Genomic DNA, 14,401 nt, shown 5'->3' on the forward strand with positions numbered 1-14,401 from the left:
TCTCGCCGGCTCATATCCCGCCGATCGCCCATGTGGCCCCCAACCCCGCCAATGCCATGACCGGCAGAACCCGCATCAGGTCCCAGCGCAGGCCCCAGATCAGCGCCCCGGCCACAGCCGTCAGCCCCAGCGCCAGCTCGTCAAGGCTCGTCCAGACCGGCACCAGAACGGCCAGCGGCCCCACGGGCAGGGTGTCCAAGGCGCCAAACAGCACATGGGCCGAAAACCAGATCGACAGGTTCAGGATCACCCCCACCACCGCCGCCGTGATCGCCTGCAGCGCGCCGGTCAGACGCGGGCGGCTCGCAATCCAGTCGACATAAGGCGCGCCGGCAAAGATCCACAGGAAACAGGGCGCGAAGGTCACCCACAGCGTAACCAGCGCCGCCGCCAGCCCCAGCGCCCAACCGCCCGCCTGCGCGCCCGCCATGAAGCCCACGAATTGCGTCACCAGGATCAACGGCCCCGGCGTCGTCTCGGCCAGACCCAGCGCATCCATCATCTGCGCCGTGCTCAGCCAGCCGTAATCGCCCACCACCTCCTGCACCATATAGGCCAGAACCGCATAGGCCCCGCCAAAGGTCACGACCGCCAGCTTGGCAAAGAACAGCCCCACCTGAGCCAACAGGCCACCCGGATCGACCAGCCACAGCGCCCCCAGCGGCAACAGCCAGATCGCCCCCCAGATCGCCACGGTCCTCACCGTCGCGGCCACGGGCACGCGCGCCACCGCTCCCCCGTCCGGCGCGGCCCTGGCCATGAGGACCGCCCCCAACACACCCGCCCCCAGAACGATCACCGGAAAGGGCAGCTGCATAGCATAGATGCCCACGAAAGCCGCGCCTGCGATCCCATAGGCCAAGCCGCCCGTCAGCGCGCGCCGCGCCACTTTCACCAAGGCCTGCACGACGATCACGATCACCGCGGCCTTGATGCCGAGGAACAAGGCCTGCACCAGCGGCACGCCCCCATAGGCCGCATAAAGAGCGGCCAGCGCGAAAATCACCAGCGCGCCGGGGATGACGAACAACAGCCCCGCGATCAGCCCGCCGGTGACGCCTGCCCGCTTCCAGCCCGCATAGGTGGCCAGCTGCATCGCCTCGGGTCCCGGCAAAAGCATGCAAAACGACAGCGCCCGCAGGAAGTCCGCCTCGCTGAGCCAGGGCCTGTCCTCGACCAGCTCCTTGTGCATCAACGCGATCTGCGCCGCGGGCCCGCCAAAGGACAAAAGCCCGATCCGGCCAAAGACGCGCAGGATCTCGCCCCTCGCCGTGCCAGAATCGCGCGCGGCATCCGGCGCTGCATCCGGCGCTGCATCCGGAATCGTGGCAGGCGGCTTGGGCATGGTGATCCTTCCTGTCTCGACCCATGCCTAGAGTGCTCGCATGTCGGCACCATGACGGCAACGGCGCAGCAGAGCCACCGCGCGCGCGCGCCGCCACGGGATGCACCGCCCCCCGGATCAGACCCGGATGATCGTCTCCGTCTCCGCCGAAACCGCCGGGCCGCGCAGCGCCGCCGTGTCGGGGGCCGTCAAGTCGCCCAGGTTCTCCAGCCAGAACGCCGCATAGCCGATGAAGCTCTCCAGCGCCTTGGTCACGCTTCTCTCGTCATGCCCGGTCAGGTCGAGCGTCCTGACATAGACCACCTCGCGCGTCTGGCGGTTGACCGACAGCGCACCGCCCCCGCTTTCGGCGGCGGTGTAATTCACCTCCAGCATCTTCGTCGGATCGACCCGCAGCTCCGCCAGATCGCCCAGAACCGCATTGAGCCGCAGCACGCTGCCCTCGGGATCGCCCGACAGGTAGACCTCCTGCCGGTCGTCGATCATCAGGTTGCAGGTATTCTCGGCATCCAGCGCCAGCCCCGGCAGGCCCATCGCCGCCCCAAGGCTCCTGATCGCGTCTTTGGTCTTCATCGCATACTCTCCCGGGGCGTCATTCGCCCGTCTTGCCGTAATGCACATAGGCCCGGACGGCCGGATCATCGCGGAACTCCCTGATCGCGCCCTGATCATGGATCAAGGACGAGGCCAGCCAAGTCACCGCATCATCGAACACGTCCTGCGTCAGCGGCTGCGCCCCGTCGGCCACGGCTTTCAACCGTGCCATGACCTGGTCGGTCACATCCACCTGCGTGCTGCCGGTGTCGCGCACGAACCTGTCCATCAGCGCCTCGAACCCGTCGCGCGCCAGCGTGGCATCGCCTCCCTCGATCACGCCCTTCCAGTCGTTGACGGCCTTGATGAACTTGGTGTTCTCGTCGGCGAATTTCTTCGCGAAAACCTGGTCCAGCTTGTCGAAGAGCACGCCGTCCATCTGACCCTCCACCAAGGCAGTGATCGGATGGTCCATCTGCTCCTGACGCTCACGCGCAGCGGCAAGCGCATCCCCGAATGCGGCAAGCTGGTCGACAAAGGCCTCGCGCTTGCCCTCCAGATCATCGGTGCCGCTCAGCGTCCCCGGCAGGCCGTATCCGCGCAACGTGGAATCCTGCTCCAAGGCCCGCGCTATGCTCGCGTCGAAGGTTGCGGTCAGCGCCGCCGCGATGCCGCCCGCCTCATTGAAATTCTTCAGATGGTTTTCGGCGATGGTGCGCCCCGGATCGGGCATGGCGTCGATCGCATCCATGATCTTGCCCAAGGCGACGGTCATGCCCTCTTCCGGGCCATGCCGCTGCACCGAGAGTGTCATCACCTTTGTGAACGCTGCGCTCGATGCGGTCGGAGTGGGGGCTGCCAGACCTTCGGCAAATGCTTTGGCATTGGCGGTAACTGCCCTTTCGGCTTTCGCCTCCTTCCGCGCGGCTTTCGCTTCATTGTGCTCGGCCTTCAGGTTGGCAAAGAACGCGCCGATCCCCTTGAAGAACGCCGCGATCTTGCTCCCGATCGAGGTCTGGCGCGGTTCCGCGCGGGTGTTTTCGATCTGCTCGACCTTGTGCTCGCCCAGGGCGCCACCGGCCTGAACACCCTCCATCCCGCGCAACGGGCTGATGCCGCCGCCAATCCCGCTCACACTCATCGATCCGCCCTCCGCTGACCTGCAAATCCGTTGCGTTGCATCCTGACCCGACGCGCAGTCGGGCGTTGTGTCGGACAGCACAGGATGACGTGCCGGGAAAAGCGGTGGGCCGAAAAGCAAAAGGGCCGGGGAAATCCCCGGCCCTTCGCACCTTGACCCTTGGTCGGGTCTTATTCCTGTTGACCCATGAACATGAGCAGGAACTGGAACATGTTCAGGAACGAGATGTAGAGGCTCAGCGACCCGTCGATGGCCGCCTTGTCCAGCCATTCCTGATCGCCATGCGCGGCATGGGCGACATAGGTCCCCTTGATCTCCTGCGTGTGGAAGGCGGTCAGGCCCGCAAAGACCAGAACGCCGATCGCCGAGATCGCGAACATCATCGCGGGCGACTGCAGGAAGATGTTGATGATCATCGCCACCAACAGGCCGATCACGCCCATCATCAGGAAGGTGCCCATCCCCGACAGGTCGCGCTTGGTGGTGTAGCCCCAAAGGCTCAGACCGGCAAAGGCGATGGCCGTCACAAGGAAGGTCTGCACGATGGAATAGGTCGTGAAGACGATGAAGATCGAGCTCATCGAGACGCCCATCGCGGCGGCAAAGGCGAAAAAGCCCAGCGACACGGCGGCGGCCGACCCACGGCGCATCAGTGCGCCCCAGCCGAACAGGATGAAGGCGAGCGGTGCCAGCATCACGACCCAGCGCAGCGGCGACAGGTAGAGAGCCGCACCCAGACCCGTCAGCAGCGTGCCGTTGCCCAGCTGGGCTGCGGCCATCGCCGGATCGGCCGTGGTGGCGAGGTTGCTGATCGCCCATGCGGCGGCAGCGGTGATGAGCATGCCACCCGACATGGTGGCATAGACCTTGTTCATATGGGCCTTGAGGCCCTCGTCGATCGCTGCGGCGCGGGCACCCGAAATGCCGGCCCGGATCGTCTGATAGTCTGCCATGTATCCCTCCAAGAAAGACATCGTCCGGAAAACGCCTCGCGCGGGTTGCGCGCGCACGCTTCCATCCTTGACCCCAATATCGGGGGACTTGGCCCGCATTTCAAGAAAGTCGCGCCGCAAGCGGGGCCTGCGGCGCGATAGTTTTTTCCTATTGAATGCTCCGGTCGGCGCCGTTCGGTGCCGGGATCAGCGCAGACCCTGAAGCCGCAGGTCCCAGCCGGGCTGGACCGCGACGGCGGGCGCGGCCGGATCGATCAGGCCCGCGTCCCGCCGCTGGCGGGCGTCGAGCGCGCGCATATATCGCGCTTCGAGCGCGCGCAGACGATAGGCCCCGGTCCACGCGGTCAGCCGCGCCAGAACCGAAGGGGTGAAAACGGCGCGACCCATGGCGGTCGCCCCGTGCGAAGCCATGAGGTTGGCCATCGGGGTATCCTTTCGTGTTTCGTGATTCAAAATCGGGGAATGATTTCGAGTCTTGATATATGCGCAGCCTTATGCATCTTGAAAGTGAATGTTTCTGAAGTTTCAGATCACAGGATGTGATATGCCGCGCAATCTCGACCTCACCGCCCTCCGCGCCTTCGTCGCCGTCGCCGATGCGGGCGGCGTGACCAAGGCCTCGGGCTATCTCAACCTCACCCAATCCGCCGTCTCGATGCAGCTCAAACGGCTCGAGGACATGCTGGGCGTGGGCCTCTTCGACCGCTCCACCCGGCGGCTGATCCTGACGGGGCCGGGCGAACAGATGCTGGGCTATGCGCGGCGGATGCTCGATCTCAACGACGAGGTTCTGACGCGCCTCACCGCCTCCGACTACGAGGGCAAACTGACGCTCGGTGTGCCCCATGACATCGTCTATCCCGCGATCCCCCGCGTCCTGCACCGGCTCGCCGTCGATTTTCCCCGCGTCAAGGTGCAGCTCGTCTCCTCCTACACCGAACGGCTCAAGCGCATGTTCGCCCGCGGTGAGGTCGACGCCATCCTCACGACCGAAGCCGATTGCGACGCGGGCGGCGAAACGCTGATCACCCGCCCCCTCGTCTGGGTCGGGGCCGAGGGCGGGCAGATGTGGAAACAGCGCCCCCTGCGGCTTGCCTTCGAACATGCCTGCATCTTCCGCAATTCCGTGCAGGCCGCGCTCGACCGGGCGGGCATCCCTTGGGAAATGGCGGTGGAATCCGATTCGATCCGCACGGTCGAGGCGTCCGTCAGCGCCGATCTCGCCGTCCATGCCTGTATCGAAGGCACCGAACCGCCCTATGTCGAACGCATCGCCCATGGCGGCGCGCTGCCGCCCTTGCCCCAGATCAAGATCAACCTCTACCGCTCCGACCTGAACCGGGGCCAGCCGCTCGACGCGCTCGTCGAATTGACCCGCTCGGGCTTCCGCAGCCTGTGACGGCGGCCAAGAGCATGTCGCGCAAAAGTGGGAACCGGTTTTGCGCTTCCCGGACATGCGGAACCAGAGAGCACGTCGCGCAAAAGTGGGAACCGGTTTTGCGCTCCCCGGACATGCGGAATCAGAGAGCATGTCGCGCAAAAGTGGGAACCGGTTTTGCGCTCCCCGGACATGCGACAGCAGAAGATCACAGCCGGATCACGACCTTCCCCGTGCTCTTGCGCGCCCGCAACAGCGCCAGCGCCGCGCCCGCCTCCTCCAGCGGGTAGACCGCGCTCACATGCGGGCGGATGCGCCCCTCCGCCTGCCAGCCCATGACCTCGGCCAGCGATCCGGTCACCACTTCGGGCGCGAACCGCAGGTAGCCGCCCCAATAGACCCCCATCACCGTCACGTTCTTGACCAGCAGCAGATTGGCCGGGATTTGCGGCACGGTCCCGCTGGCAAAGCCGATGCACAGGATGCGCCCCTCGGGCCGTGTCGCGCGCAGCGCCGCGTCGAACCCCTCGCCCCCCACCGCGTCATAGACCACGTCGACCCCGCCGAGCGCCTTCAGCGCCCCGCGCAGATCGCCCGCCCCGCTGTCGATCAGGTGCCTGGCCCCCGCAGCCTTCGCCACGGCCAGTTTCTCTTCCCCCCGCGCCACCGCGATCACCTCGGCCCCCATGGCACTGCCCAGCTCCACCGCCGTCAGCCCCACGCCGCCCGCAGCCCCCAGGACCAGCAATCGCTCGCCCGCCCGCAACCTGGCCCGATGCGCCAGCGCGAGGTGCGAGGTGCCATAGGCCACGACAAACCCCGCCGCCGCCTCCATCCCCATCGCGTCGGGCAGGGCCACGGCGCGGCCCGCCTCGATCACGCAAAACTCCGCCAATCCCCCATGCCCCGCGAACCCCGCCACGCGCGCGCCCACCGCAGGCTCCGTCACCCCCGGCCCCAGCGCCTCGACCACGCCCGCAACCTCCATGCCCAGCGTGAAGGGCAGGGGGGGCGTGTCCTGGTAGCTCCCCTCGATCATCAGCAGATCGGCGAAATTCAACCCGCAGGCCGCGACCCGCACCAGGATCTCGCCCGGTCCGGGCTCCGGCCGTGCGATCTCGACCAATGCGGGGGCCGTCCCGCTTTCGGTAACGCGAAAGGCGCGCATCGCCTGCCTCCTCCTGCCTCTGTCGCCCCTGCATAGCCCCGCCCGGACACCGCGCGCAAACGCCCCGTTGCTTGACACGCAAAAGGCGACTAACCTGCCCCGAACTCGCGTCGAATTGATCCTTTGCCTGGGTAACTGCCTCATAGGACGAGCGTGTGTGCCCGAATTCTCCAAAGGATTGATCCCGGAACGGGTCGCGCTATCTGTATCGCGCTGCGGGCCTCCCGTGGTGCAAATCGCCCGGGATGACCGGCGCGGGCGATCAAGGATCGGTTTGGCAATCAAGGGAGGGGCTCGTGAAGCACCCTGTAGACGTCCACGTCGGAAAACGCGTCCGGCATCGCCGCTGGATGGTCGGAATGACCCAGCAGCAGCTGGCCGAAAAGGTCGGCATCAAGTTCCAGCAGATTCAGAAATACGAAACCGGCATGAACCGCATCAGCGCCTCGCGCCTGTGGGACATCGCCGAAACGCTCTCGGTGCCCGTCGCCTATTTCTTCGAAGGCATGAACGGGGACGAGGCTGAAACCCAGACCGCCGCCAACCTCCAGGGCGTGCCGGGCGACATCCTCGCCGACAAGGAGGCGCTCGAACTGGTCCGCTCCTATTACGCGATCCCCGAAAACCAACGCCGCCGCCTCTTCGAACTGGCGCGCGTGCTCTCGGATGCGGCCGCCTGAACCGACCCTGGCCGCTTGACCCCGGTGGGGGGATCGTGCCACCTCCGCTCTGCGTCCCAGACCCGCAGAGCCCCGAGGCCCCAGATGCACGATCCCACGCCCGGCGCCCCTGCCCACCTTCCCCAAGCTGATCTTGTCGCCTGCGCCCATGCGATGGCCGATGCGGCGCGCACGGCGATCCTGCCCCATTTCCGCAACCCCGCGCTTTTGACCGAGGACAAGGGCATCGGCCGCTTCGACCCGGTGACCGAGGCCGACCGCGCCGCCGAAACCGCAATGCGCGCCATCCTCGCCCAATACCGCCCCGAGGATGCGATCCTGGGCGAGGAACAGGGCACCAAATCCGGCACATCGGGCCTGACCTGGGTGATCGATCCCATCGACGGCACCCGCGCCTTCATGTCCGGCACGCCGACCTGGGGCGTGCTCATCGCGCTTTGCGATGCGACGGGCCCGCTCTACGGGCTGATCGACCAGCCCCATATCGGCGAAAGGTTCGAGGGCGGCTTTGGCCGCGCCCAGCTGACCGGCCCGCGCGGCACCCACCCGCTCCAAACCCGCGCCACGGCAGCGCTGTCCGATGCGATCCTCTTTTCCACCTTCCCCGAGGTCGGCACGCCCCAGGAACGCGCGGGCTTCGAGGCGGTGCGCGACCGCGTGAAACTCATCCGCTACGGCATGGATTGCTACGCCTATGCGCTGCTGGCCGCAGGCCAGATCGACCTCGTGATCGAGGCGGGGCTGGCCGCCTATGACATCTGCGCCCCCATCGCCGTGATCGAGGCGGCGGGCGGCATCGTCACCGATTGGCAGGGCGGCCCCGTCCATGCCGGCGGTCGCGCGCTCGCCGCCGCCAATCCCGACATCCACGCCGCGGCCCTCGCCATCCTGAAAACCATCCGCCATGGCTGAGCCGCCCCCGGCCTCGCCCGCGCGCCCCCTCCTCACTCTTTCCGTAGGGTGCCGCCTTCCGGCGCACCGAACTCCCCACCACCCGCAAACCACGTTCCCCCCTTCGGTCGGGTGCCGCCTTCAGGCGCACCAACCCTCACACCACCGCCCCAAAAGGCGCGCCCACAAACGCCCCACCCTCATTCCTTGGGTGGGGTGCCGCCTTCAGGCGCACCCCCGACCCGACCACCAGATTTCCCCGTCGCCCCGCCATGCGCTTTCCACCCTCACCCCTTCGGTAGGGTGCCGCCTTCAGGCGCACCCACCCCCTTACCATCACCCCCAAACACGCGGCGAACAACACGCCACCCTCACCCCTCCGGTAGGGTGCCGCCTTCAGGCGCACCAAATCCCCCACCATCCGCAAACCACGTTCCCCTCCTGCGCAGGGTGCAGCCTTTACGCGCACCCGATCTCGCACCGCCGCTCCCAAACGCACCGCCAAACAGGCCCCATCCTAACCCCTTCGGTAGGGTGCCGCCTTCAGGCGCACCCCCGACCCGACCACCACATGTCCCCGTCGCCCCGCCACACACGCCCCACCCTCACCCAATCCGTCTCCTGCCGCCCTCGACCGCACCCATTCCCCGGCCATCGCACCGCCCGAACCACCCCTCTCTCCCCCAAGGTCCACCGCCATGCCTGAGCTTCTCCTGCGCAACGCCCGCACCCTCGTCACCATGGACGACGCGGGCACCGAATTGTCCGATGCCGATATCCTGATCCGCGACGGGGTCATCGTGGCGCTGGGCCAGGGGCTTGCCACGCAGGGCGACACGCTCGATTGCGCGGGCTGCGTCGTCACGCCGGGTCTCGTGAACACCCACCACCATCTCTACCAGACGCTCACCCGCGCGGTGCCCGGCGCGCAGGATGCGGCGCTCTTCGGCTGGCTCACCACGCTCTACCCGATCTGGGCGCGCTTCACCCCCGACCACATGCGTGTCTCCGCCCTCACGGGCCTTGCGGAACTGGCGCTGTCGGGCTGCACCACCTCCTCCGATCACCTCTATCTCTATCCCAACGGGTCCCGGCTCGACGACACGATCGAGGCGGCGGGCATGATCGGCCTGCGCCTGCATGCGACGCGCGGGGCCATGTCCATCGGGCAAAGCGCCGGGGGCCTGCCCCCCGACAGCCTGGTGGAGGACGAAGCCGCGATCCTGAACGATTGCCTGCGCGTCATCGATGCCTTTCACGATACGACCCCCGGCGCGATGATCCGCATTGGCGTGGCTCCCTGTTCGCCCTTTTCCGTCAGCCGCGAATTGATGCGCGATGCCGCGATCCTGGCCCGCGACAAGGGCGTGATGCTGCACACACATCTGGCCGAGAATGATGAAGATATCGCTTACAGCCTCGCCAAATTCGGCTGCCGCCCCGGCGATTATGCCGAAAGCCTCGGCTGGACCGGCCCCGATGTCTGGCATGCGCATTGCGTGAAGCTCGACGCCGCCGAGATCGACCTTTTCGCCCGCACCCGCACCGGTGTCGCGCATTGCCCCTGTTCCAATTGCCGCCTCGCCTCGGGCATCGCACCCGTGCGCGCCATGCGCGACGCGGGCGTCCCCGTGGGCTTGGGCGTCGATGGCTCCGCCTCCAACGACGCGGGCAATCTCGTGGCCGAGGCGCGGATGGCCATGCTCCTGCAACGCGTTGCCTCCGGCCCCGGCGCCATGTCCCCGCGCGAAGCCTTGCGCATCGCCACGCGCGGCGGGGCCGAGGTCCTGGGCCGTGACGATCATCTGGGGCAGATCGCACCGGGCTACCGCGCCGATCTCGCCATCTGGGATGTCTCGGGCGTCGAGGCGGCCGGGTCCTGGGATCCCGCGTCCCTCCTTCTCGCCGGTCCCACCCGCGTCCGCGACCTCCTCGTCGAAGGTCGCCGCGTCGTGGCCGAGGGGCAGGTGGTCACCCTCGATCTGCCCGCCGTTCTCGCCGATCAGCGGCGTCTTGCCGAGGCTCTTGCGCGGAACGAGTAACAGTTTCTCAATCAATCTCTGATCCAACGCCTCGAATCTCGAAGATTCTTAATACTTTCGCAACCTATCCCCAGTTTTGTTAACAGTTTCGAAAGCTTTGCGCGCCTGCCCCCGCAGCGCGCCCTTGCCTTGCGCCCGTCGTGGCCTCATCCTGTTTCCATAACCCCAAGAACGCAGACCCGAGGCTCCCCATGATCCCCCGCAACGCCCTGCTTTCGCTCGCCTTTCTCGCAGCCCTTGCCGCCTGTGCGCCGCAATCGGGCACCGAACGCCTCTCCGCCGGGGCGACCGTCGACATCGCCTCGGCGGGCACGCAGCTGTCCTTCCAGCGCGCGGGCGGCGGCATCATCCGCCCCCTCAGCCATTCCCCCCAACTGCAAGCCGCAGCCGAAGAGCAGGCGCAAAACCTGAATGTTTCCAACAGCATGGGCCAAATCGGCGCGGGCGGAACCGCGCTCTCCGACCGCCTGCGCCGCGCGGGCTACACCGCCTGCGCCTCCGCCGAAAACACCGCCACAGGCACGCCCGACATCCGCTCGACCATCGCGACCTGGATGGAAAACCCCGATCAGCGCGCCAATATCCTCAATCCCCAAGTCACCCAGTTCGGCTTCGCCGGCACCGGCGACACGTGGGTCCTCGTCCTTGCGCGCCCGTGCTGAGGTCACACATATCGCGCAAAAGCGGGGCCTGACGCTACCCGCCCCGAGCGTTCCAACTAAATGATCTTAAAAAGAAAAACGGCCCCGGTTCCTCCCCCGGGGCCGTCCGGCCATCGCCTCGGCGACAGCGTCAGGTCTTGGTTCTTGGCTCAGTTCTTGGCCTTGTCGACCATCTTGCCCGCGGTGATCCAGGGCATCATGCCGCGCAGCGTTTCCCCGACCTTCTCGATCTGGTGCGCGTCGTTGTTGCGACGGATCGCCTTGAAGCTCGGCTGACCCACGGCACATTCCTGCATCCAGTCGCGCACGAACCGGCCTTGCTGGATGTCGTCCAGAACCGCCTTCATCCGCGCCTTGGTTTCCTCGTAGGGCAGGATGCGCGGACCGCTGACATATTCGCCGTATTCGGCCGTGTTCGAGATCGAATAGTTCATGTTCGCGATGCCGCCTTCGTAGATCAGGTCCACGATCAGCTTCACCTCGTGCAGGCATTCGAAGTAAGCCATTTCAGGGGCATAGCCCGCTTCGACCAGCGTCTCGAAGCCCATCCGGATCAGCTCGACCAGGCCACCGCACAGAACCGCCTGCTCACCGAACAGGTCGGTTTCACATTCTTCCTTGAAGTTCGTCTCGATGATCCCCGAACGCCCGCCACCGATGGCCGAGCAATAGGACAGGCCGATTTCCAGCGCCTTGCCCGAGGCATCGTTGTGCACCGCGACGAGGCAGGGCACGCCGCCGCCCTTGGTGTATTCGCCGCGCACCGTGTGGCCGGGGCCCTTGGGCGCCATCATGATCACGTCGACGCCGGCCTTCGGCTCGATCAGGCCGAAATGCACGTTCAGACCATGGGCAAAGGCGATGGCCGAACCTTCGCGCAGGTTGTCATGCACGTATTTGCGGTAGGTTTCGGCCTGCAATTCGTCGGGCATGGTGAACATGATCAGGTCGCACCAGGCCGCCGCTTCCGCGATGCCCATGACCTTCAGGCCCTCGCTCTCGGCCTTCTTGGCGCTCGGCGATCCCTCGCGCAGCGCCACGACGACGTTCTTGGCACCGCTGTCGCGCAGGTTCAGCGCATGGGCATGGCCCTGGGACCCATAGCCCAGGATCGCAACCTTCTTGTCCTTGATCAGGTTCACATCGCAATCGCGATCGTAATAGACGCGCATCTTGGTTTCTCCTCGTCTGGCTGACTCGTCTGTCGCGGGCAACTTGCCCCAGACCTCACCAATCCGCTGCATCGCAATTGGCAAAATTTTATCGACATGTTAGAAAGTCATGCGCAATAAAAAGAAATACGCAAAAAACAATGCTTGATGACAGCGACCGCCGTCTCCTGCGCCAGTTGCAGGCAGACCCCGCCCAACCCGTGACCGAGCTTGCCCGCGCCGCCGGCCTCGCGCTGGCCACCACCTACAAACGTCTCGAACGGCTCGAGGCGCAGGGCATCTTGCGCGGGCAGCGCATGACGATCCACTGGCCCGCCTTGGGCTACGCGGTCGAGGTCAGCCTGCGCATCACCCTCGACAAGACCAATCCCCGCGCCTTCGACGAATTCCTCGCCGCCGCCCGCGACGTGCCCGAGGTGATCGAGATCCAGACCTTTCTGGGCCGCGTCGATGCACGGCTTGCCGTGATCGCCCGCTCCATGTCGCATTATCAGGAGATCTACCGCGACCGCATCCTGTCCCTGCCGCATATCGCCGACATCGAGGCGCTGATGCATGTGGCCAGCGTCAAGAACCAGCAAACACTGCCCCTATGATCGACCTTGACGCCACCGACCGCGCGATCCTGCGCGCGCTGCAACAGGATGCGACGCTTGCCGCCTCCGCGCTTGGCCGCCGCATCGGCCTGTCGCAACCGGCCGCCTGGCGCCGCATCAAACGCCTGACCGAGGCGGGTGTCCTGGGCGCGCGCTCCCTCGATCTCGACCTCGAGGCGCTGGGCTTTGGCGTCACGGTGTTTCTGGGCGTGAAACTCGCGCTCAAGGGCCGCGTCAGCCTGCAGGATTTCGAACGCGCGGTTTCCGCCATCCCCGAGGTGCAGACGGTCGAACATGTGCTCGGTCTCTATGATTTCCGCCTGCGCGTCGTGGCCCGCGACCTGCCCGATTTCGAGCGGGTGCTGCGCCGCCGGATCATGACCCTGCCCGGTGTCGGACAGGTGGAGGCCAATGTCCTTCTGTCCGAGGAACGCCGCCCCGGTCCCTTGGGCTGAGCCTCTTCATCTTGGCAAGAAAACTCCGGGGGAGACGCGACCCAAAGGGGCGCGGCGGGGGCAGAGCCCCCTTTACCCGGTGGCCCCAAGCCCCGCGCGCATCATGACGCGCCGGACGGGCGTCACCGAATAGATCGCGTTCAGCGCCCGCATCCGCATGTCGCGCAAGCCCTGCGCCTCGGCCATCGAGGCGCGGTTGAGCGCATCCACCCCCGTGACCCGCGCCAGAACCTCCGCATGACGCGCGCGATGATAGGCGCGCAACAGCTCGCGCGCGCCCGGATCGGCCGGTTGCGCCAGGACCAGGTCCAGCAGAACGCGCAGGTCCTTGAGGCTCATGTTCAATCCCTGCGCCCCGATCGGGGGGACGACATGCGCGGCCTCGGCCACAAGCGCGATCCGTTCCGCCTCCATCCGGTCGGCGATCTGGCTGATGATGGGCCAGATCGTGCGCCGGCGGATCAGGGTCAGCGGCCCGAACAGATGGGCGGAGCGTTCCGTCATCTCGGCGTTGAAGGCCTCCTCGGGCAGGGTGGCAAGCCGTTGCGCCTCGGGGCCGCGTTCCATCCACACCACGGCGGAACAGGGTCTGCCGTCATGATCGGGCAGCGGCACAAGCGTAAAGGGCCCGCCCGAGCGGTGGATCTCGGTCGATACGTTCTCGTGCGGGATCGGGTGGGTCACGGCAAAGGCCAGCGCCTTTTGTCCATAGCGCAGCGTGGTCGCGGCGATGCCTGCGGCCTCCCGCACGGGGCTGGTGCGGCCATCGGCGCCGATCACGAGTTTCGCCGAAATCCGGGCACCGTCGCTCAGGCTCACGCGCGCCTCGGCCTCGCGGGTCATCAGCTGCGCCGTGCCTTTGCCGGGGCGGAAATCCACATTGGGCAGCTCTGCCAGATGCGCCGAGATCTCGCGCCGCAAGAGCCAATTGGGCAGGTTCCAGCCAAAGGGCAGCTCCGAGATATCGGCGGCGTTGAAATCATGGGCCACGCGGGGTTCCGCGATCTCGCCGCCCGCATCCACGATCCGCATCACCTGCAGCGGCATGGCATGGGGGGCAAGGCGATCCCAGAGCCCCGCGCGGTCGAGGAACTGGCGCGAGGGTTGAAGAAAGGCCGTGGTGCGCAGGTCGGAGCCTTCGGCCGCCGCGTCGGTCACTGGGGGGGCCGGGTCTGCGCAGATCACCGACAAGCCCGCTTTCCCGAAGGCTGCGGCGGCGATCAGGCCGGCGATGCCGCCGCCCGAGATGAAGATGTCGGTGTGTTCGATCTGAGCCATGGTCCAGAGCTAGGGCGATCTGGGGCCCACGACGACGCGACAGGCTGTCCCAAGGCGATTTTTCGTACGAAAAAATCGCCGGCTCAAAAAATTCGTACGAATTTTT

15 protein-coding genes are annotated in these 14,401 nt (G+C 66.5%); 7 read left to right on the top strand and 8 right to left on the bottom strand.

Annotated features, from left to right (window positions below; genetic code table 11):
• Positions 1-10 precede the first annotated feature (10 nt).
• The 5 genes from chrA to AABA51_RS03900 all read right to left on the bottom strand — a co-directional run bounded on the left by chrA (position 11) and on the right by AABA51_RS03900 (position 4,396).
• The gene (chrA, locus tag AABA51_RS03880; RefSeq protein WP_338274589.1) at positions 11-1,345 is read right to left on the bottom strand and encodes a chromate efflux transporter; all 1,335 of its coding nucleotides are present in this window, start codon (positions 1,343-1,345) and stop codon (positions 11-13) included.
• Positions 1,346-1,462: 117 nt separating this feature from the next.
• Positions 1,463-1,918, bottom strand: coding sequence for a type III secretion system chaperone (locus AABA51_RS03885; RefSeq protein WP_338274590.1), 456 nt, complete (start codon positions 1,916-1,918; stop codon positions 1,463-1,465).
• A 19-nt stretch (positions 1,919-1,937) separates the two neighbouring features.
• Entirely contained in the window at positions 1,938-3,014 is a 1,077-nt protein-coding gene (locus AABA51_RS03890; protein ID WP_338274592.1) for a hypothetical protein, read from the bottom strand.
• A gap of 176 nt (positions 3,015-3,190) precedes the next feature.
• Complete coding sequence (locus AABA51_RS03895) at positions 3,191-3,973, bottom strand: Bax inhibitor-1/YccA family protein (RefSeq protein WP_338274594.1); 783 nt, start codon at positions 3,971-3,973, stop codon at positions 3,191-3,193.
• A 186-nt stretch (positions 3,974-4,159) separates the two neighbouring features.
• The gene (locus tag AABA51_RS03900; protein WP_338274596.1) at positions 4,160-4,396 is read right to left on the bottom strand and encodes a hypothetical protein; all 237 of its coding nucleotides are present in this window, start codon (positions 4,394-4,396) and stop codon (positions 4,160-4,162) included.
• A gap of 121 nt (positions 4,397-4,517) precedes the next feature.
• Here AABA51_RS03900 and AABA51_RS03905 point away from each other — a divergent pair, with 121 nt between their 5' ends.
• Positions 4,518-5,372 (top strand): LysR family transcriptional regulator, encoded by an 855-nt coding sequence (locus AABA51_RS03905; protein ID WP_338274598.1) that lies wholly within the window; start codon positions 4,518-4,520, stop codon positions 5,370-5,372.
• 187 nt (positions 5,373-5,559) lie between these two features.
• Here the strand turns inward: AABA51_RS03905 and AABA51_RS03910 are convergent, their stop codons facing one another.
• The gene (locus AABA51_RS03910) at positions 5,560-6,519 is read right to left on the bottom strand and encodes an NADPH:quinone oxidoreductase family protein (RefSeq protein ID WP_338274600.1); all 960 of its coding nucleotides are present in this window, start codon (positions 6,517-6,519) and stop codon (positions 5,560-5,562) included.
• Between the two features lie 296 nt (positions 6,520-6,815).
• Between AABA51_RS03910 and AABA51_RS03915 the strand changes: the two genes are divergently transcribed.
• The 4 genes from AABA51_RS03915 to AABA51_RS03930 all read left to right on the top strand — a co-directional run bounded on the left by AABA51_RS03915 (position 6,816) and on the right by AABA51_RS03930 (position 10,794).
• Positions 6,816-7,199, top strand: a complete 384-nt coding sequence (locus AABA51_RS03915) for a helix-turn-helix domain-containing protein (protein WP_338274602.1) — start codon at positions 6,816-6,818, stop codon at positions 7,197-7,199.
• An 84-nt stretch (positions 7,200-7,283) separates the two neighbouring features.
• Positions 7,284-8,111, top strand: coding sequence for a histidinol-phosphatase (gene hisN, locus AABA51_RS03920; protein ID WP_338274604.1), 828 nt, complete (start codon positions 7,284-7,286; stop codon positions 8,109-8,111).
• A 677-nt stretch (positions 8,112-8,788) separates the two neighbouring features.
• On the top strand, positions 8,789-10,132 hold the full coding sequence (locus AABA51_RS03925) for an 8-oxoguanine deaminase (RefSeq protein ID WP_338274606.1): 1,344 nt from the start codon (positions 8,789-8,791) through the stop codon (positions 10,130-10,132).
• 191 nt (positions 10,133-10,323) lie between these two features.
• The gene (locus AABA51_RS03930; RefSeq protein WP_338274608.1) at positions 10,324-10,794 is read left to right on the top strand and encodes a CAP domain-containing protein; all 471 of its coding nucleotides are present in this window, start codon (positions 10,324-10,326) and stop codon (positions 10,792-10,794) included.
• Positions 10,795-10,943: 149 nt separating this feature from the next.
• Here AABA51_RS03930 and ilvC read toward each other — a convergent pair whose 3' ends face one another.
• Positions 10,944-12,038, bottom strand: a complete 1,095-nt coding sequence (ilvC, locus tag AABA51_RS03935) for a ketol-acid reductoisomerase (RefSeq protein ID WP_338274609.1) — start codon at positions 12,036-12,038, stop codon at positions 10,944-10,946.
• A gap of 68 nt (positions 12,039-12,106) precedes the next feature.
• Between ilvC and AABA51_RS03940 the strand changes: the two genes are divergently transcribed.
• Positions 12,107-12,562, top strand: coding sequence for an Lrp/AsnC family transcriptional regulator (locus AABA51_RS03940; RefSeq protein WP_338274611.1), 456 nt, complete (start codon positions 12,107-12,109; stop codon positions 12,560-12,562).
• Positions 12,559-13,017 (top strand): Lrp/AsnC family transcriptional regulator, encoded by a 459-nt coding sequence (locus tag AABA51_RS03945; protein ID WP_338274613.1) that lies wholly within the window; start codon positions 12,559-12,561, stop codon positions 13,015-13,017. The genes AABA51_RS03940 and AABA51_RS03945 overlap by 4 nt, the downstream gene beginning before the upstream one ends.
• 72 nt (positions 13,018-13,089) lie before the next feature.
• Here the strand turns inward: AABA51_RS03945 and AABA51_RS03950 are convergent, their stop codons facing one another.
• A complete protein-coding gene (locus AABA51_RS03950) occupies positions 13,090-14,295 on the bottom strand; it encodes a UbiH/UbiF family hydroxylase (protein ID WP_338274615.1) in 1,206 nt (401 codons plus the stop codon).
• Positions 14,296-14,401 lie beyond the last annotated feature (106 nt).

This window comes from Roseicyclus marinus (assembly GCF_036322625.1).
Taxonomy (GTDB): Bacteria; Pseudomonadota; Alphaproteobacteria; order Rhodobacterales; family Rhodobacteraceae; genus Roseicyclus; species Roseicyclus marinus_A.